Origin of the sequence: Nocardia asteroides, assembly GCF_900637185.1 — a bacterium.
GTDB lineage: Bacteria > Actinomycetota > Actinomycetes > Mycobacteriales > Mycobacteriaceae > Nocardia > Nocardia asteroides.
Window position 1 is genome coordinate 4,469,407 of the sequence record NZ_LR134352.1, and the last position, 17,345, is coordinate 4,486,751.

Below are 17,345 nucleotides of genomic sequence, written 5' to 3' on the forward strand. Positions count from 1 at the left end.
TCGTGCGGACCGCTATGGTTGGCCTTGCCGGGAAAGGCTGTGCGCGAGGGGATTGTGTGGCGACCGAACAGACGATCGAGCCGACCGCTCCCGCCGAGGCTCACCTCGACGATACGGGCAACGTGCTGGTCACCTCAGCGGACCTGCGTGACAACAGCCTGATCAGGGACTTCTTCGGCACCACGCGCACCGTGCCTGACCTGGCGTCCGGGTCTGCCGATATCACCGGTAAGAACGTCTACCTCTGTGGCGATCTGTCGGTGATCAGCGGTCCATCGTTGCGGTCGGCCGGACGCGTGTTCGTCGTGCGGGAGCTGTCGCACGGTTTCCGCGGAAACGAGCAGTGGCGCGAGGTCGGCCTCGGCCGCGTTCCTGTCCGTGTGCACGACGCGGGTGTGCTGTATCGCCGCTTCTTCGAACCCGCCGCCGGCCATTTCGCCAAGATTCGCGCCGAACACACGTTCCAGTCCCTGACCGAGTCCACCAAGGCCGGCACCGCTCATCGCAGCGGAATCTATCTGACGCCGGTCACCCGACACGGCGAAGAACTGCACTTCCGGCTGCTGCGGTGCTCCACGAACCTCTCGGGCCCGACCGAGGGTTTCGGCCCGACCGACACGAGCATCGTGTCGGCACTGAATCGCGAGGCCGACACCATCTTCCGGGCCCAGGCCCCACTCAACCACGTGCTCGCCCAGATCTATCACAACACCCCCGCCACTGCCGAGCGCAAGCAGTCCAAGGCCAAGATCTCGGCCCATGCCGACAAGACCAAGGACATGCCCGTCAACGGCATCATGGCCTTCTGCACCTTCTACGACGGGCTCGACGACCTTCAGCCCCTGCCCGACGACGCCTTCGACTTCGGCGTGCAACGCACGAGCGGATCGACCAGTCTGCGCTTTCGCCTGAAGGATTCGGTCGACGAACAGAACCGGGACGTATCCCCGGCCGCATTCAGCGTCACCCTGTATCCCGGCTCCGTCTTCTTCATGCCCTTGTCCACCAACCGTCGCTACACCCACGAGATCCGGCCCTCTTCCCTGGACGCCGCGGTGCTGCCGACCCGGCTGGGTTACGTGGTGCGCTGCTCGAATACCGAAGCCGTGCACAGAGACGGCCGGACTTTCCTGGCCAAGAACGGGAATCTGACCCAGCTGGAGCCGCCGACACCGGCGGGTATGGCCGAGCTGCGCAGCCTCTATGCCGAGGAGAACAAGACCGCGGCCTTCATCGACTACGGCGATCGATTCCGTTTCAGCATGAACGCCGGAGATTACCGTGCGCCCCGTCCCTAGGGTTTTCGCGCTGCCCGGGACGGGGGACTTTTTCGCGGAACTCTCCACGTCGGTCCGCTGGGAGGAGCTGGGAAAGGGCAGGCGCGGCGCCACACTCACCAAGCCCGACGAGACGGGCGGGGTGCCGCTCGTCCGCACCACGACCCGATACGGCCACCCGGCGCAGCTCTTCCAGCCGGTGCACGAGAATCTCTCCCAGCGGATTCAGGAGCGAGCGGGACTCGCGGTCGGCTTCAACACTGCGCTCATCGAGCGCTACACCAACGCCTACGCCACGATGGGCGCCCATTCCGATCAGGCCCTCGACCTGTCCGAGGAATCGTCCATCGCCGTGTATTCCTGCTATCGAGACCCGGTAGCCGATTCACCCCGCAGGCTGATCTTCGAAGCGAAAGCGTCCGGCGCGAAGTTCGACATTCCGCTGAATCATCACAGCGTCGTCGTGTTCTCCGTCGCCACGAATCGGCTGCTCAAACACAAGATCGTTCTGGACGGGGCGGCCCGGGGTACAGACAACGAGTGGCTCGGCGTCACATTCCGGACCTCGAAGACTCTCATCCGATTCCGCGACGGACACCCGCACCTCGGCCCCGGCTCACGCCTCACCCTGGCCGACGACGACCAGCGCGCCGAGTTCTACCGGCTCCGACGACGCGAGAACGACGAATCGGACTTCCGCTACCCTCCTCTGACCTACACCGTCAGCGTGAGCGACCTACTGCCACCCGTCGTCACCGACGAGGTGTCGTCCGGGTCCCGGCACCTGAATCGGGGCCGGCCGTCGTCCTGATCACCCGGCAGCCGGCTCACCCCGAGCAGGTACGGCGATGAGGTGGAAGAACCGAGCGGTGGCCCGGTACGCCGGCCGCACGGCCAGCACCGTTTCGAGCCGCTCGAGCCGGTCGTAGAACCGGGGGTCGGCTTTGAGCTCGTCTTCGACGATCAGATCGCACACACTGCGAATCCCATAGTGCGCCAAATTCTTCAGCCCTGCTTCGCGCATGTCGTCTTCGGTGCGATCGGCGTAGCAGGCGCGGACGAGGGTGTCGTAGGTGGCCGTATGGCGAGTCGGGCTGCCGAGCTGATCGAGTGCCAGATCCAGGTTGTGGCTGCGGACCGCCGTGATCAAGGGGTCGGCGTCGGCATTGGGCGCGATCACCGAGACGATGCCCGCCCGGGACACGACGCCCCTCGAATTCCGGAGCAGTGCCCCAGGTTCCGCGACGTACTGGACCACATTGTGGCAGAGCACCACATCGAAGGTGCCCGCACCGAACGCGTCCACCAACGCGTCGGCGGCGACCTGCCGAGTGAGGATCCGGTCGGCGACATCGTGCTCACGCGCGAGGGCACGGGCCGCGCGCAACGCGGGCTCGGAGATGTCGGCGATCGTGACGTGATGCCCTTGGGCGGCGAGTCCGAGCGCGTCGAGGCCGTTCCCTCCCCCGACGTCGAGTACCCGCAACGATGATCCGGTCGGCAGGTGGCGGGCCAGGTTGGCGGCCGCGACGGCATAGCGCAGGCGACCCCACGGGGTGGCCTGCCATTGCCGGAAGACGTCGAGTTTCGCGTCGAAGTCCGCCATGCGCCGTACCTTTCGGTTTCTCGGGACACCGGCACCGACTGTAGCCATCCCGGACTCGATCCGGACGGAGGGCTGGATCGGTCCAGACGCCAGGGGTTTGCCGGCGGATACCGGTCTGGTTCGGTATCGGTCGCGCGCTCGACTATCGTGAGCGAAGCCGATTGTGGCTCTGAGGGTTAGAGAGATTTACGCGTGGTATCAGGGTGGGGAACGGACCGGGCCGATGAGGGCCGATCCGCAGTAGAAGCAATCGATCGAACCGCGCCGGAAACGGCCGAATCTCGCCGCGGTCCGGCGCGCTGGCTGCGCTCGGCGCGCACCGATCTGCTGGTCGCCGGATGTTATCTGTCGCTCGCGTTCTTCGTCCTCGCCGGGCTGTGGTCGAACCTCGAGAGCGGCTACCTGAGCAAGAGCGATCAGGACCAGACGCTGTACGAGTGGTTCTACGCCGTCACCGCGCACAACATCACCCACCTGGCGAGCCCGCTCAGCACCCAGTTGCAGAACTACCCCGATGGCATGAACATGATGGCCAACACCCTCATGTACGGCTGGGGTGTACCGTTCGCGCCCGTCACCCTGCTGTTCGGGCCGACCGTCACATTCGTGTCGGCACTGACCTTCGGCCTGTTCGGCACGGCGTTCGCCTGGTACTGGGTGTTTTCGCGTGAGCTGGTCACCGAGAAATTCGCCGCCGCCATCGGCGGATTGTTCTGCGGCTTCGCGCCGGCGATGATCGCCCACACCAACGGGCACGCGAATTTCGTCTTCCTCGTATTGCTTCCGTTCATCGCGTTGCAGGTCGTCAAGATGGCGCGGCGCGCGGAGAACGGCGACGGGACGCGCCCGGTGTGGCAACCCCGTGCCGCCGTCGTACTCGGCTTGATGGTCGCGGCGCAGCTCACGCTGGGTGAGGAACCGCTGCTGATCTTCGCGCTCGGTTTCGCGGTCTTCGCCCTCGCCTACCTGGGAAACTGGCGCGAGATCGTTCGCACGGTGCGCGCGACCGCCCCGTCGATCCTGCTCGCGGCGCTGGTCACGCTGACCCTCACCGGTTTCGGGCTGTGGTGGCAGTTCACCGGGCCCCAGTCGTACAGCTTCCTGGGAGTCGGCCGGGTCGGCAACGATATTCTGTCGCTGGTCCAGTTCTCGCCGGAAGCGGCGGGCAGCATGTTTTCCTTCGGCCCCGATGTGGCGATCAATCCGACCGAGGAGAACACCTATTTCGGGTGGCCGCTGCTGCTGCTGGTCGCCGTGTCCGTGTATTTCCTGCGGCGCGAGCGTATCGTGCGCGCCGCCGTGATCGCCGGTGTGCTGTTCACGACGCTGTCGCTCGGCATCGTGCTGTCCTTCGACGGCGTCGTGCGTTTCGGTGAGGGCGGTTGGGCCATGGTGCCGATGCCGTGGATGGCCCTCGGGTGGATTCCGCCGCTGAACGGCATCATCGAATCGCGGTTCGCCATGGTGGCCGTACCGGCCATCGCGATCGTCCTGGCGCTGGGCACCCAGCGCGCGATCGAAGCGTGGCGCTCCTCGGCGGCCCTGCGCCGTCGGCCGGTCGCCTGGTTCGGCGCTCTGGCCGTGGCACTGCTGCCCATCGCGCCGACGATGCTGCCTGTCACCGAACGCCCCGCGACTCCCGCGTTCTTCGCCGACGGCACTGTGCGGCACTACGTTTCGGACGGGTCGGTGGTGATCGTGCCGCCGCCGACCTCGGGCGACGCCATCGCGCTACGGTGGCAGATCGACGCCGACTTCGCCTTCCCGCTCGTCGGCGGCTATTTCGTCGGCCCGAGCGGCGCGGACCACGGTTCCGGCTACGGCGCCGACCCTCGGCCCACCGCGGTGCTGCTCATGCTGGTCCGGTGGCTCGACACGATGCCGGTCATCGACCGTGCCGTGCGTGAGCAAGCCATCGCGGACCTGCGCTTCTGGGGCGCCGACGTGGTGGTACTGCCGCCGTCCGAGACCAGCGATACGCTGCGTCGCACCGTGGACGATCTGTTCGGCATTCCGGCCGAGCAGGTGGGCGGCGTGTGGGTGTGGGACGTGCGCGGTCTCGTGTAGCCGGCCATCGGCGCCTCGGCCGCTCGCCCGCGATCCGAGCGCGCGGGGCCGGCTGTCCGCCGGATCTTCGGGCGTCGGGCGCTCAGGCCGGGCGCAGTCGCGGCGCCCGGTGCCCGGCACGGCGGGCGGCCAGGTCCGTGCCGGTGCCTGCCATGATGTCGTTCCACCAGGCTTGCAGCGGACTGGGATCCGGCCAGCGCACGGGGGCGGTGTCCATCTCGGTCAGTTCGGTGATTCGTGGGTCGAGATCGTGATACATGAGCGGTTACCTCGAAAGCGTGTGAACTCCGGCAGGATGACGCGGCACGTTCGAGGAACCGTCAACGAGCTCCCGGGACCGGCACGACCGTTCGGGTCGGCGCGACCGCCGACGAGACGGCCAGCGCTTCGGTCAGGGTGGCGTGTACCGGCAGCCAGGCGCTGAGCCCGGCGATGCCGACGACCCGGTCCACCACGCCGGGCAGCGGGTTGAACACCGAGATCTGCACGCCACGGGCGGCCCCTTGTTGGGCGCGTTCGGCCAGGTCCAGGATCGGGCGGCAGCCGAGGAACTGGATGCCGGACAGGTCAACCACCAAGCGGCGGTTGGGGCCGGCTTCGGCCAGTGCGGTGTCGAGGACGCGGCGCCAGCGGGGCTGGGTGTAGGCGTCGGCCTCGCCGTAGACGTGCAGGATCACCGCTTCGGCGCGGGGTTCTAGCTCGGCTTGTAGACGTTCGCAGAGTTCGGCGGGTTCACCGGCGACCGGACCGAACAGCTCGTTGCGGCGGGAACGAGGCTTCATCGAAGGCTCGGCATTCTCGAAGCAGTGGGGCACGCCTCGACAAGTGCACAGCCGGACCTGATGGTCCTCAAGGCCAACTGATACCTCCATCTCATCACGTCGAACCGGTTCTGTCATCGAACGTGACCCTATTGGTCCTGCCGCGGCCGGTCAGGGACCGAAATAAGTCCGGGATCGTGATCTCGGGCTGTTTACCCACCGAGGCTGCGGGTAGGGCCAGGGACAGGGTCACCTGGCGCCCGGGCAGCCTCGGTGACCCCAGAGCGCGCCGGTTCAGGAGGTGTAGCCCGCACGCTCGCTTCCCGTCCGACAGCGGGCAAGGTGTCCCGCGGCCGGACGGAGCCGAAGGCCTTCACCGGGGATGATGGAGGCCTTCGGGCTCGTTTCCGGTGGTAGTGCCGGGAGGAATCCCCGCCGACCGCGCGCGGTTGCCTTCCCTGTGAGCACCCATGCCCCCACGCTGCACCCGTTCGTCGTCGAGCGCTTCAGCCCCACCCGTTTCCAGCCCGATCACCGGATCACGCCCGCCGAGATCACCACGCTGATCGAGGCAGCCCGTCGCGCGCCCTCGGCGGGCAATTCGCAGCCGTGGAGTTTCCTCGTCGCCGCTCGGGGCGACGCGGTGCACCGGCGCATGGTCGGCCACCTGGCGCGCAGCTCCGGCACCTGGGCACCGCAGGCGAGTCTGCTCGTGGCCAACCTCGTCCAGCGGCGTATCGAGGACAGCGACTTCGAGTACTCCGAATTCGCCCATTACGACCTAGGCCAGGCGGTCGCGCACCTGACCGTCCAAGCCCATGAGCTCGGCCTGCAGGTCCACCAGTTCCGCGCCTTCGATCGAGACGGCCTGCACCGCGAATTCGCGGTCCCGGACCATTGGGAGATCGCGACGCTGGCCGCGGTCGGCCTTCCGGCGCACGCGCCCACCGAGACGACCGGGACGAGTACGAGCCGGTCGCGCCGAGAATTGCACGAGGTTCTGTGGGCCGTCTCGGACGTCGCGGCACCCTGATGCCAGGGGCATCGGCGGCGCCCTTCGCTGACAGCCGGCGCGCACGGAGAGGGTAGGGTGCGGTGAGCACTCCGGGGAGGATGATTTGACGGCGCCGCTGCTACATCGCATCGACGAAATGACCGATGACTCAGGGTTTCTCGGACTCGTCGACCCACACGCATACACATCGTTCGTGGGCGAGGACTGGACCCTGGAATCACTGCTCGCACACATCGAAGCAGAGATGCGGCAGCGATCGATCCTGCTGTGGGGAACGGGCGGTGAGGAGCAATGGCGGATCGACCTTTCGGATTCGCCGGTCGATCCGCAACTGCCGATCTTCCGGCGAATCACCGGCCCCATCACCGTGACCCGTGGTGAGTTGATCGTCGTCAACCTCGACACGATCACCATGGCCGCCCAGTACGCGGATTCCGCCGTGGACGACGACAAGGACATCTACGGGTCGCGGATCGAACTCCCGAACGGCGACTACACCTGCACCGTCAGTCAACTCACCGACCCCGAAGAAGATCGCACCCACGACGGCCCCGACTTCCACCTCCAACTGCTGGCCGGCCGGACCTCACCTTGGTCCGAGGTCCCCTGGTCCGAGCTCTGACACTCCGCCGGAACACGCGCAATCGGTAGCGGCATACGGATCTGCCTGCTCGCGCGCCCGCCCTGACGTGGACCGCAGCGACGCCGAGTGCCTGCGGACCGGCCCGCCCGGCGCGACAACCCGTCGGGACCGCTTGGCCCCCTCATGTCCAGGTCAGGAGCGTCGGCGCTGGCCGAGGCCCCACGAGCCCAGAGCCACCGACAGCGTCAAGTAGACCGCCACGATGCTGGCAACCGGGACCCAGCCACCGTAATCGGCGGCCAACGCCGGCAGCCAGGGCAGCGCCGCCGCACCACCCAGGACCAGCAGGCCGGACAGCACCACCGCCGGGACTCCCAGGGGCGCCAGCTCGCCTTCTTCGGCCCCCTCGGCGCCTAGCCGCCACGACGGCACAGTGCCGTGGACGGCGATCTCTTCGGAACGCCTGTCGATCGTCGTGGTGACCATGAGAAACCTCCCGCAGCGATCGCTTTCGTCGACCGCCCGTTCGCGTGGACGCCGAATCGCCCACGACCACGGGGTACCCACTCACTCCGGAGCAAATCAGCCGCGGCACGAGTTCCGTCACCGGGTTCGTCACCAGTTCCCCGATCAGCCACCCTGCCGCTGCATCACCCGCCTGCTCGACCGATTGCGGGTCGCCGGGGCAAATGCTCAGTCTCCCAAGGACTTTCACGGACCAGATGTCGATGGATCCGGCGGCAGCCCCTGGGAGACGCGGCATTCAACTCAGCACGACATCACGCCTCCGGACGTGTTGTCGAGGCGCACCCCCAACACCCTCTTCAACTCGCCGACACTGTCTGGACTCGGTGTCACCACATCACGCTCCCAACGGCTGATCTGATTTCCGTCCCTGATTCCGATCCAGTCGGCCAACTCCGCCTGCGTGAATCCGGAGGCCATCCTCGCCGCCCGAATGGCTTTGCCGATCGTGGACATGGTCTCCCCTCTCTCTCGATGCCCTCGGCGTGGACTGCATCGGCGCGGGTGCCCGTCGGCGAACACTCACACCCCTGAAGCGATCTCGCGCAGCCACATTCGAACGATAAGGGCGAATTCGCCTTCGAAGGAGGCTGTGGCTGCACGGCAACTGACTGTGCACGCACAAATGAACGTGCACTCGCACCGCTGCGTGGACTCCCGGCTACGACGGAGAGTTGTCCGCATCGGCGGCGCTGCGGCGCCAGTCGCGGGGTGTCATACCGAACGCCTCGCGGAATCGCCGGGCGAAGTGGGCGGCGTCGCGGAAACCCACGGCACCGGCCACAGCGGCGATGGATCGGTGCGCGTAGCCGCGGTCGATCAGCATGTCGCGAGCCCGGACCAGGCGCTGTTCGATGATCCACTGCTCGAGACTGATCCCCGACTGCGCGCACACCTTGTACAGGTGCCGCACGGAGATGTTGTTGGCGGCGGCGATCCCGGGGATCTTCAAGGCCGAATCCGACAGGTGTGTCCGCACATACCCGAGGATCTGCTCGATCAGCAGCTGGTCCGGGATGGCGGCGCCGTCACCGGGTCCGCGGCCCGCCGCCGAGATCAGCAGCGCCCGAACCATTTCCAGGCACGACTCGCCCACCGACGCGGCTGCTGGATCGGCTTCGAGCTGGTCGGCGATCCGGACGAGATGCTGGATCTGGGCCGTGACCATCGGATACAGCGGCGACGCCGCCAGCCGCCCGTGCGCCGCGACGACCGTTTCCGCCGAGATACCGAGGCGCTCCCTGGACAGCTGCACGCACAGCGTTCCGCCGAGACCGTGCCAGCCGGAGGCGAAGGTGGTGGCCAGGTCGATCACCTCGCAGGCACCCGGTTCGATCAGGGTCTGCCCACCGAACTGTTCGTGCCTGCGGACCTGGCCGTTCTGCACGGTGACCGTCAGGGTGTCGCTGGGCGTGGTCCGCTCGTGGCGTCTGGTTCGCCAGACCTGATGCCCGGACACCTCCGAGCGGGTGAGCGCGATCGGACCCAGCATCCAGGCCTGATGCCTGCTGACCACTTCCGCCGGCGCGTCCCACATCTGCAGGTTCGCGCCGATGTCGGCCTCCTGCAGGATCGCGGTGACCGCCTCCCGGCGGTCGGCCGGCGTGAAGTAGTCGGAGTCGATCAGCACTGCCATCGGTGATCTCCACTTCGGATGTTCGCCGGCGGTGGAGTCCCTCCCGTCGCCGGCCACTGCGCGTTTCGGGGGTGGCGATTCGAGCAAAGGGTGATTGCACGGGGGCCTGTAGTCGGCGATGCTATCGCGCGGTGGCGCGCCGGGAGCCCGATTCGGCAGGGTTGTGCCCCGGCTTCACCGGCCCGCGGTGGCGTGTTCCCTTGTCGCGGTTGGCCGTAACGCGAGGATCCGGCGTTCGGCGGCGGTCGCCGTCGCAGCCCATTCCGGCCGCAACGCCGCGTAGGTGCACACGTCGCGCCACCGGCCCTGGGTTCGGTACAGCTGCCGCAGCCGCGCTTCCGGTGTCAAGCCCACTCCCGCCATCACCGTGTCCATCACCGGATGATCGTGCCGGTGCCCCGCCCAGACCCGGTGAATCCCGAGCGGCCCGAAGGCGAAGGCCGCCACGAGCCGACCCGCCTCGATTCCGCCCGCGCGCAGCGCCCCTTCCGGGATCACGACCAATCCGCCGATCATCGCGTTGCTGCCGAAATCCTCGACCAGCAACCCGATCGTGCCGACCATCGTGTCCTCCCCCGGCGCCGTGATCGCCAGCGTGTACTTGCGCCGCGGGCTCTCGCCCCGGGCGCGCAGGGCGGATTCGAACGCCGTCGCGGCGGCGGGGACTCCCATGCTGTCGGTGCCCATGTACCGGGTCAGGTGCGGGTCGGTGAAGATCCGCTGGTAGACGCCCAGATCACCGGCACGCAGATCCCGCAGCCGCAGGCGCGCGCCGACCAGTTCCACATCGGCCAGGTCGATCGTCAACGGACCGCCTCCATCACCAGCGCGAGCTCCGCGTCGAGCTGTGGACCCACCGCGGGGATGAGCTCGTCGAGGTCGATATAGCTGCGCCCCGACGGGATCAGCTCTCCGAGCAGGATCCGGCGGGCCGTGTCCGCCACCAGAGCGCCGCCGAGCATCACCCCGGAGGCCAGCTGCGGCCAGCTGGACAGGGTCCGGCCGATCTCACCGACAGCGTCGCGCATCGCCGGGCTCAGCCGCGGCTCGTCGACCACCGTCATGAGATACGACAGCTGCTCACCCCGGTCCATCGTCGCGACATCGGAGGCGGTCGACTCGCCGGTGCGGCCGTGGAACAGCGGGCGATGGGGTTCGAGGTCGAACCGTTCCACATCCAGCAGGCCACGGTCGTTGGTGTCCATCAGGACGGGGATGCCGCGGCGCCGCGCGTACTCCCGGGCGACGACTTTCGCCCACACCGTGTCGCATTCCTCCACCAGAAGGTCGAGCGTCGTGCCCGTTCCGCCGAAGAACGACTCGATCGACTCCTCGGTCAACCCGTCGGTGAACACCTCGATGTCGAGATAGGGGTCGATCTCGAACATCTGGCGCGCCGCCAGCACCGCCTTGGACACCCCGAGGTCGGCTACCCCTGCCCGCAGCCGGTTCAGGTTCGACAGCCCGACGGTGTCGAAGTCGGCCAGCCGGAACGATCCGCCGACCCCTTCCATCGCCAGCGTCACCGCCGCGCTACTGCCCACCGACAGCCCGATCACACCGACCCGCCGCGCGCGCAGTGCCCGCTGCTGCGCGCGATCGATCTTGTTGCGGTTCCGATCGGTGCGCACCCGCTGGAATTCCTCGCGTGGCAGCACATGCACCAGCCGGCCGCTCCACGGATAGAACACCCACGTTCCCCACCGCCACATCGCGGTCTCGCCGCAGATCCGGCGTCGGGACGCCGCCAGGGTGTCCGCGGTATGCGAGACGGCGGGATCTTCGCTGCGGATCAGTTCGTCGAGCTGATCCTCGATCGTGTCGTACACGGCAGTGACGGATCTCGACGCCGCCAGCGCTTGCAGATCGCGCAAGCCTTCCGGGCTCGACGCATCGAGAAGCACGGGACAGAACTGCGATGTCGCAGCGTCGGGTGTGAGTACCGCCGGACGCGGAACCGAGCCATGCCGAACCATGTGTGCACAAACCTCCGACCCTCATGAGGCGAACGACCACGCGCTCGCCTCTGTCGACCAGGACGGGCAAACAGTACACACAGCACACTTTCAGCTAATCGATTCCCGGTCCACCGGCATGGCGCGCCCGCATATCGGTCAAACTGGGACGATGACCGATCGGGTAGATGTGACCGAGGCTTCGTTCCATCATCAGCAGTCAGCCTCGCAATAATCCCGCAAGTACCGGACATGGACCCGCAGGCAACGATGCCGGTAACGACGCTCGACATCACACCGAGCTCTCACCGAACTACGGAAATTGGGACTGAAGACAAGCGCCTACACACCACCACGCTCCTCCGGTGCCACCGCGGACGATCCCGATGCGCCCGGCCAACCCGATTCGCTCACCGAGTCTTTCGCGACCCTCGTCCGGTTCCTGACCGACCGCGACCTCACACCGCACCTTGCTTCGGCCGAAGACATCGGCCGCCTCAACGACGTCATCGATGCGACAGTCATCACGCGCGTCCTGCCCGTCATCGTCGAACCCGGAGAACGCGTCGTATGACGGCCTTCACTCGGCGCAGCGCACAACCCCTCACGGCCGCTCGACCTCGAAACAGACCGCCGGATAGCCGAATTCAATCGTCGATCTGTCCACACTGGTACCGTCGTTGGCCCTCCCACCAGAACTACTCTGAGTACCGGCATCTCGCGAGTCCGGGGCCGGAGATCGCTGCGCGTCAAGGAGTCGGTGGCAGGAATCGGGTGTCGAGGAACGATGCGTAGGGCGGGAGTTCGGTGCCGGCGCTGATCTTGCCCTGCGCCTTGCCCCAGGCGCCGAGCTCGCCGAGTTTGGTGGCGAGGTCGGGGGTGAGCTGCAGGGTGAAGTCGAACTGCGGCAGCACCGTCCGCAGCAGATCGGGCTCCAACTGGGTGGCTTTCGCCACCGACCGCAGCGCCGGGTCCGCGAGATTCCGCAGGTCCAGTCCGGCGTCCTCCAGCGCCGCGAAGAATCCCGACAGCGCCGCGGATTTCGCGGTGACAGCGTGCTGAGAGGCCAGGTACAGGCTGTGCTGGTGATACGTGCCGCCGGTGAGCTCCACCGCGTCGGCGCCGAGTGCCCGGACAACCTGAGCCTGATACGGCTGGAAGATCGAGACGGCGTCGACATTGCCCTGGGTCGCCGCCGTCACCGTCGCGGACGGCGCCACCTGAACGAGCTCGGCTTGGATATTATTGTGCGCCAATGTATTCGCGGCGAAGTAGGCGGCGCTCGTACCGATCGGCGTGCCGATGGCCTTGCCGGCCAGATCGCCCACGGAGCTGATGCCCGCGCTACGGCGCGCGATGATGCGCGAGCCTTCCCAGCGCGCGCCGTCACCGACCACGCGCAGCGTCGGTGACCTGGTCAGCACCGCGGCGCTGGGTACATCGGCCGCGGTCGCCACGTCGAGCTGGCCGGCCGCGACTGCCTGCAACGCCTCGATTCCCGAGGGGAAGTTCACCACCTTGACCGTGACATTGTGTTTGCCGAAGTAGCCTGCCGCTTCCGCGACCGGGATCTGCGCCCAGGACGGGTCGACCACGAAACCGACAGTGAGCGTGGTGGAATCGGTGGATTCGGCGTCACCGCAGGCCGCGCCGGTGATCGCCAGAACGGTCGCGGTGATCGCCGCGACGGCGATTCGGGTGAGTGATGTTCGCATGAAGTGGTCCTAGAGCTCTGGTGGGTCAGACGGTGGTGTGGGTGATTCCGAGCCGCTGATGCAGCTGTTTGCGCAGGTCGCTGTAACCGGGCCGGTCGGCGAGGTCGTCCGCGTGGCGGGGACGTTCGAGCGGGTTCGTGAGGCGATCGGCGAGCAGGCCGTCGTCGAGGACTTCGACGGTGTCGGCGAGCCGAATCGCCTCGTCGACATCGTGGGTGACGAACACGATCGTGCGGCGCGATCGCGCCCAGAGGTCGGTGAGCAGATCCTGCATCTTCAATCGTGTCAGCGCGTCGAGGGCGGCGAAGGGCTCGTCCATCAGCATCACGGCGGGTTCGCCCGCCAGGAGCCGCGCGATACTCACGCGTTGCCGCATTCCACCCGAGAGTTCGCCGGGCCGCCGGGCGCCGACCGCACGGGACAGTTCCACGTCGTCGAGGAGTGCGGCGATCCGCGATGACCGCTCGGCGGGTGCGACCCCGCGTGCGCGCAGCGCGAAGCCGATGTTGTCGGTCACGCTCATCCAGGGAAACAGGACATCGCGCTGGAAGGCGACGCCGCGGCGCGGTTCGGGCGCCAGCACCGGGACGCCGTTGTCGGTCACTGTTCCCGCCGTCGGGGTGATCAGTCCGGCCAGGCAGTGCAGCAGCGTCGACTTCCCCGATCCCGACGCGCCGACGAGGACGGTGAACGCCCCGTCCGGGATGGTGAGGCTGATCCCGCGCAAAGTCGCGGCCGGGTTTCCCGGGTAGTGCACGACGAGGTTGTCGGTCCGAATGGTCATGTCAGTGTTCCTTCACGGCCCAGCGGGTCAACGGCGCGGTGACCGCGGCCAGGACCCAGTCCACGAGCGCGCCGATGACGCCGAGCAGAATCAAGCAGGCGATCAGCCGGTCGGCCTGGGAGAAGAGCTGCGCCTGATAGAGCCGATAGCCGATACCCGCTGTGGTGCCCGACATTTCGGCGACGACGATGAGAACGAACGCCATGGCGGCACCTACCCGCAGCCCCGCGACGATGTCGGGCGCGGCTTCCGGAAGCACGATCTCGCGCAGCGTCTGCCATCGCCCGGCCCCCAGGCAGCGTGCGGCCTGCAGGTAGTCGCTGGGCGTGGTCGACAACCCGGCGTGGCTGTTGATCCAGACCGGCACGAACACGCCGAGCGCGACAACCAGCGCCTTGCTCTCCTCCCCGAGTCCGAACCACAGGATGGCCAGCGGGACCAGCCCGATTGTCGGGATCGGCGCGAGCAGGCGAAGGACCGGTTGCAGCAGGCGTCGGCCGAGCATGGTGCTCGCGGTGACGATCGCGGCGCCGACCCCGGTCAGCGCGCCGAGCGCGAACCCGCCCAGCGCCCGCCGCAGGCTGGCCAGAATGTCGTCGGCGAGCAGCCCCGTTCGCCGGAGATCGTCGGCGGCGCCGATAATTTCGGACACGCTGGGCAGCAGTTCGTCAGGGAACCGATTCGACGCCACGAGCAGGGTCCAGGCCAGCGCGGCGAGTGTGAGCCCGGCGATCGTCCAGCCGACCGGGCTCGCGCGCGTGATCCAGGACTGCAGCCGCCGCGCCACCGGTTGTCGCCGCCGGGCCACCGTGCTCGCCGGCGGGTCGGTGGTGCGCACGGTACTCGTCACGAGCCCGCGCCTTCCGTGCCGGACGCCGAAACCGCGCGGGTGGGGACCCAGTCGTGGGGCACCGCCTGCGCGCGGTAGATCAGCGGTGTCAGCGTGAGCCGGTCGACACCGGGCACCCGGGGCTCGCGCACCTCGGGCTCACCCGCGACGCCGTAGCCCTCGTACGGGCTGTGGTACTCCCAGACCACCGCACCGTGCGCCGTGACCTGGAAGATCCGGCCTCGCATGCCCTCGGTGACCAGGGTGTTGCCGTTCGGCAGCCGCTGGGCGTTGCTGACGAAGGAACTGAAGAACGTCCACGACGGCCGGCCCGAATCCTCCGCGGTGTACTGCCAGACGATCTGGCGGGTGGTGGGATCGATCTCGAGCACCCGCGAGCCCGCGTAGATGCCCAGCGGCGCCGGCGGGTAACCCGCACCGCCCTGATTGTCGAAGACGAGGATGTTGCCCGCGCCGGGCAGGCCGGCGGCGATCAGGTGCGGATTGTGCTGTCCGGAGATCTGGTCGACCGGCCGGGGCACGGAATGCGCGTTGATGCGCTGGTGCTGGGACCCGGGCGCCTCGTCGAAGTACGGGCCCAATCGCCACACCACGGCGCCGGTGGCTCTGTCGACCACCGCGATCACGTTCGCCTTGCGGAAGCTGACCAGGATGTTGTCGGGATGGAACACGCTGCCCGGGTCCTGGTCGAACCATTTGTTCGGGCCGAGTGGGGTCGCGCTGTTCATCTCGAGGTAGCCCCACGGGTCCTCGGGATCCCGCGCGGCGGTGTCACGCAGCGCCGTCCGGCCTGGCTCGGAGAAACCGAATTCGTCGAGGTGATCGCCGGCCAGCCATTGCCACACGATCTCGCCGTCCGGTGCCACCTCGTACAGGCCTTGGTCACCGACCACGTCCGCGATGCCGAGCTGCGCCACCACACGCGGGACGGTGACCAGCAACAGCCGGTTGCCGTTGGGCAGCAGCTGCCAGTCGTGGTTCTGGCGGGCCGCGCCACCGGGCGCCTGGCGGCCCCATTCCCACACCGGCGCACCCTCCCAATCGAGCTGTCCGACAGTGCCGTTGGCGTAGATCCCGCCGCGGCCGTCGCCGCTTTCGCTCAGTTGCACCCCGATGTCGCCGAGCCTGCCGCCGGTGAGCGCGGGATCGAGGATCCGGGGCGGCACGCCGGCGTAGGGCCATTCGTTGACGACCGAGCCGTTCAGGTCGACGAGGCGGGTGATCGAATCGGCGCCGGTGAACAGCACCAGGCTGTCGTGCGCCGAGCCGGGCTCGTAATGGGTGACTCCCGTGAGTCGTGCGTAGGACATGTCGTCTACTTCACCTGTCGGTTGTTGCGGGTGTGGGTCGTACCGGTAACGGTCTAATCGATTAGCGTAGGGATGATCACGGCACAGCACAGGGTAGGAATCGCCATGAACGAAAACCTTCGATCCGGCCGCGCGGCCCGGCAGAGTGGGCCCGATCGTGACCGCTAAACGTCCCACGCTCGCCGACGTGGCCGCCCGCGCGGGCGTCTCCACCGCCGTCGTGAGCTATGTCCTGAACGACGGTCCACGCCCGGTCTCGGAAGCCTCACGCGCCAAGGTGATCGAAGCGGCGGACGAATTGCAGTATCGCCCCGACCGACTGGCCCGAGCCCTGCGGCGACCCCGCCGCTGGCGTCAGGTCGGCCTGCTGGTTCCGGATCTGACGATGCCGCTCTACGCGGCACTGGTCGGCCGGACGGAGATCCATGCCAGGGCTCGCGACCACCTCACCATGATCGGCAACACCGGATACGACCCCGAACGCGAGCGCGAGTTCGTGACGGCGTTCGCCGACGTCGGTATCGACGGGCTGATCGTCGTCGGCGCGGTGGATCCGAGCGCGACCAGCGCGATCTGCGCCCGCGCGCGGATGCCGGTGGTCTGGGTGCACAACACCCGCAACGCCGTCGATTCCCCCATCGTCGGCGCCGACCACGTGGCGGCGGGAAGGCTGGCCGCCGAGCATCTCACCGAGGTGCACGGCTGCCGCGACATCGCGTTCGTCGGCGGGACGACCGCCGAAGACGTCCGCTATGGCGACCGGGAGACCGTCATTCAGCGGTATCGCGGATTCACCGGCGTCGCGGGCGAATCCGCGCCGCTCATCCGCACCGACCTCACCGCCGACGGCGCGTATCGCCGGGTCACCGAGTACCTGCGAACCTGTGACGAGCCTCCGCACGGCATGGTCGTCGCGACCAACGCTCAGGCCGCCGCCGCCCTCCGCGCGATCACGGACGCGGGGCTCGACGTCCCGGACCGGATCCGCGTGGTGGGATTCGACGCCAGCCCTGCCCAGCTCTTCGGCCAGATCACACTGACCGCGGTGCAGCAACCGATCGATGCGATCACCCAGCTGGCACTGGACCGTCTTCTTCTCACCGCCCCCGATCCGGCGGAAACCGATATCCCGACCCCGATGCCCGTCACCGTGCAACGAGGCGAATCCTGTGGGTGCGGCACAACCTGAGCGCCGAAAACGATGCGGGGGAAAGTTCGAGTAGCCGGCTACTCTACGCCGCGGCACCACCCGAACCCTATT

At 67.8% G+C, this 17,345-nt stretch carries 19 protein-coding genes; 7 read left to right on the forward strand and 12 right to left on the reverse strand.

Going from position 1 to position 17,345, the window contains the following annotated elements; genetic code table 11:
- Positions 1–56 precede the first annotated feature (56 nt).
- Together EL493_RS20925 and EL493_RS20930 are read left to right on the forward strand one after the other, a co-directional pair.
- Positions 57–1,298 (forward strand): hypothetical protein, encoded by a 1,242-nt coding sequence (locus EL493_RS20925; RefSeq protein WP_019047281.1) that lies wholly within the window; start codon positions 57–59, stop codon positions 1,296–1,298.
- Complete coding sequence (locus EL493_RS20930) at positions 1,282–2,088, forward strand: 2OG-Fe(II) oxygenase family protein (protein ID WP_019047282.1); 807 nt, start codon at positions 1,282–1,284, stop codon at positions 2,086–2,088. The genes EL493_RS20925 and EL493_RS20930 overlap by 17 nt, the downstream gene beginning before the upstream one ends.
- On the opposite strand, the gene EL493_RS20935 is transcribed toward EL493_RS20930, so the two are convergent.
- Positions 2,089–2,883, reverse strand: a complete 795-nt coding sequence (locus tag EL493_RS20935; RefSeq protein ID WP_019047283.1) for a methyltransferase domain-containing protein — start codon at positions 2,881–2,883, stop codon at positions 2,089–2,091.
- Positions 2,884–3,075: 192 nt separating this feature from the next.
- Here EL493_RS20935 and EL493_RS20940 point away from each other — a divergent pair, with 192 nt between their 5' ends.
- Positions 3,076–4,950: a hypothetical protein gene (locus EL493_RS20940; RefSeq protein WP_019047284.1), complete on the forward strand. Its 1,875-nt coding sequence runs from the start codon at positions 3,076–3,078 to the stop codon at positions 4,948–4,950.
- Between the two features lie 82 nt (positions 4,951–5,032).
- Here the strand turns inward: EL493_RS20940 and EL493_RS32445 are convergent, their stop codons facing one another.
- Entirely contained in the window at positions 5,033–5,209 is a 177-nt protein-coding gene (locus EL493_RS32445; protein ID WP_019047285.1) for a hypothetical protein, read from the reverse strand.
- Between the two features lie 61 nt (positions 5,210–5,270).
- Positions 5,271–5,732, reverse strand: a complete 462-nt coding sequence (locus EL493_RS20945; RefSeq protein WP_019047286.1) for an anti-sigma factor antagonist — start codon at positions 5,730–5,732, stop codon at positions 5,271–5,273.
- A 439-nt stretch (positions 5,733–6,171) separates the two neighbouring features.
- On the opposite strand from EL493_RS20945, the gene EL493_RS20950 reads away from it, so the two are divergent.
- Positions 6,172–6,744 (forward strand): nitroreductase family protein, encoded by a 573-nt coding sequence (locus EL493_RS20950; protein WP_019047287.1) that lies wholly within the window; start codon positions 6,172–6,174, stop codon positions 6,742–6,744.
- 85 nt (positions 6,745–6,829) lie between these two features.
- Positions 6,830–7,348 (forward strand): hypothetical protein, encoded by a 519-nt coding sequence (locus EL493_RS20955; RefSeq protein ID WP_022566834.1) that lies wholly within the window; start codon positions 6,830–6,832, stop codon positions 7,346–7,348.
- 153 nt (positions 7,349–7,501) lie between these two features.
- Here EL493_RS20955 and EL493_RS20960 read toward each other — a convergent pair whose 3' ends face one another.
- The 5 genes from EL493_RS20960 to EL493_RS20980 all read right to left on the reverse strand — a co-directional run bounded on the left by EL493_RS20960 (position 7,502) and on the right by EL493_RS20980 (position 11,299).
- Positions 7,502–7,795 carry a hypothetical protein gene (locus tag EL493_RS20960; protein WP_019047289.1) on the reverse strand — a complete coding sequence of 98 codons (294 nt, stop codon included), beginning with the start codon at positions 7,793–7,795 and terminating at the stop codon, positions 7,502–7,504.
- Positions 7,796–8,077: 282 nt separating this feature from the next.
- The gene (locus EL493_RS20965) at positions 8,078–8,290 is read right to left on the reverse strand and encodes a helix-turn-helix domain-containing protein (RefSeq protein ID WP_019047290.1); all 213 of its coding nucleotides are present in this window, start codon (positions 8,288–8,290) and stop codon (positions 8,078–8,080) included.
- Between the two features lie 205 nt (positions 8,291–8,495).
- Positions 8,496–9,470, reverse strand: a complete 975-nt coding sequence (locus EL493_RS20970; protein WP_019047291.1) for a helix-turn-helix domain-containing protein — start codon at positions 9,468–9,470, stop codon at positions 8,496–8,498.
- Between the two features lie 174 nt (positions 9,471–9,644).
- Positions 9,645–10,277, reverse strand: coding sequence for a GNAT family N-acetyltransferase (locus EL493_RS20975; protein ID WP_019047292.1), 633 nt, complete (start codon positions 10,275–10,277; stop codon positions 9,645–9,647).
- Positions 10,274–11,299 (reverse strand): ThiF family adenylyltransferase, encoded by a 1,026-nt coding sequence (locus EL493_RS20980; protein ID WP_019047293.1) that lies wholly within the window; start codon positions 11,297–11,299, stop codon positions 10,274–10,276. The genes EL493_RS20975 and EL493_RS20980 overlap by 4 nt, the downstream gene beginning before the upstream one ends.
- A 448-nt stretch (positions 11,300–11,747) precedes the next feature.
- On the opposite strand from EL493_RS20980, the gene EL493_RS20985 reads away from it, so the two are divergent.
- Complete coding sequence (locus tag EL493_RS20985) at positions 11,748–11,999, forward strand: hypothetical protein (RefSeq protein ID WP_019047294.1); 252 nt, start codon at positions 11,748–11,750, stop codon at positions 11,997–11,999.
- A gap of 175 nt (positions 12,000–12,174) precedes the next feature.
- Here the strand turns inward: EL493_RS20985 and EL493_RS20990 are convergent, their stop codons facing one another.
- The 4 genes from EL493_RS20990 to EL493_RS21005 are packed head-to-tail and all read right to left on the reverse strand — an operon-like array spanning position 12,175 to position 16,084.
- On the reverse strand, positions 12,175–13,140 hold the full coding sequence (locus tag EL493_RS20990; RefSeq protein ID WP_019047295.1) for an ABC transporter substrate-binding protein: 966 nt from the start codon (positions 13,138–13,140) through the stop codon (positions 12,175–12,177).
- Positions 13,141–13,165: 25 nt separating this feature from the next.
- Positions 13,166–13,924: an ABC transporter ATP-binding protein gene (locus EL493_RS20995; protein ID WP_019047296.1), complete on the reverse strand. Its 759-nt coding sequence runs from the start codon at positions 13,922–13,924 to the stop codon at positions 13,166–13,168.
- Between the two features lies 1 nt (position 13,925).
- Positions 13,926–14,774 carry an ABC transporter permease gene (locus EL493_RS21000; RefSeq protein WP_019047297.1) on the reverse strand — a complete coding sequence of 283 codons (849 nt, stop codon included), beginning with the start codon at positions 14,772–14,774 and terminating at the stop codon, positions 13,926–13,928.
- Positions 14,771–16,084, reverse strand: coding sequence for an aryl-sulfate sulfotransferase (locus EL493_RS21005; protein ID WP_019047298.1), 1,314 nt, complete (start codon positions 16,082–16,084; stop codon positions 14,771–14,773). The genes EL493_RS21000 and EL493_RS21005 overlap by 4 nt, the downstream gene beginning before the upstream one ends.
- Before the next feature lie 157 nt (positions 16,085–16,241).
- Between EL493_RS21005 and EL493_RS21010 the strand changes: the two genes are divergently transcribed.
- The gene (locus EL493_RS21010) at positions 16,242–17,273 is read left to right on the forward strand and encodes a LacI family DNA-binding transcriptional regulator (protein ID WP_198040972.1); all 1,032 of its coding nucleotides are present in this window, start codon (positions 16,242–16,244) and stop codon (positions 17,271–17,273) included.
- Positions 17,274–17,345: the final 72 nt, after the last annotated feature.

What these genes read in the sequence shown, in the direction of transcription:
- EL493_RS20990 (WP_019047295.1), bottom strand. Translation starts at nt 13,140, where the DNA reads ATGCGAACATCACTCACCCGAATCGCCGTCGCGGCGATCACCGCGACC.
- EL493_RS20970 (WP_019047291.1), bottom strand. Translation starts at nt 9,470, where the DNA reads ATGGCAGTGCTGATCGACTCCGACTACTTCACGCCGGCCGACCGCCGG.
- EL493_RS20995 (WP_019047296.1), bottom strand. Translation starts at nt 13,924, where the DNA reads ATGACCATTCGGACCGACAACCTCGTCGTGCACTACCCGGGAAACCCG.
- EL493_RS20960 (WP_019047289.1), bottom strand. Translation starts at nt 7,795, where the DNA reads ATGGTCACCACGACGATCGACAGGCGTTCCGAAGAGATCGCCGTCCAC.
- EL493_RS32445 (WP_019047285.1), bottom strand. Translation starts at nt 5,209, where the DNA reads ATGTATCACGATCTCGACCCACGAATCACCGAACTGACCGAGATGGAC.
- EL493_RS20935 (WP_019047283.1), bottom strand. Translation starts at nt 2,883, where the DNA reads ATGGCGGACTTCGACGCGAAACTCGACGTCTTCCGGCAATGGCAGGCC.
- EL493_RS20965 (WP_019047290.1), bottom strand. Translation starts at nt 8,290, where the DNA reads ATGTCCACGATCGGCAAAGCCATTCGGGCGGCGAGGATGGCCTCCGGA.
- EL493_RS20945 (WP_019047286.1), bottom strand. Translation starts at nt 5,732, where the DNA reads ATGAAGCCTCGTTCCCGCCGCAACGAGCTGTTCGGTCCGGTCGCCGGT.
- EL493_RS21005 (WP_019047298.1), bottom strand. Translation starts at nt 16,084, where the DNA reads ATGTCCTACGCACGACTCACGGGAGTCACCCATTACGAGCCCGGCTCG.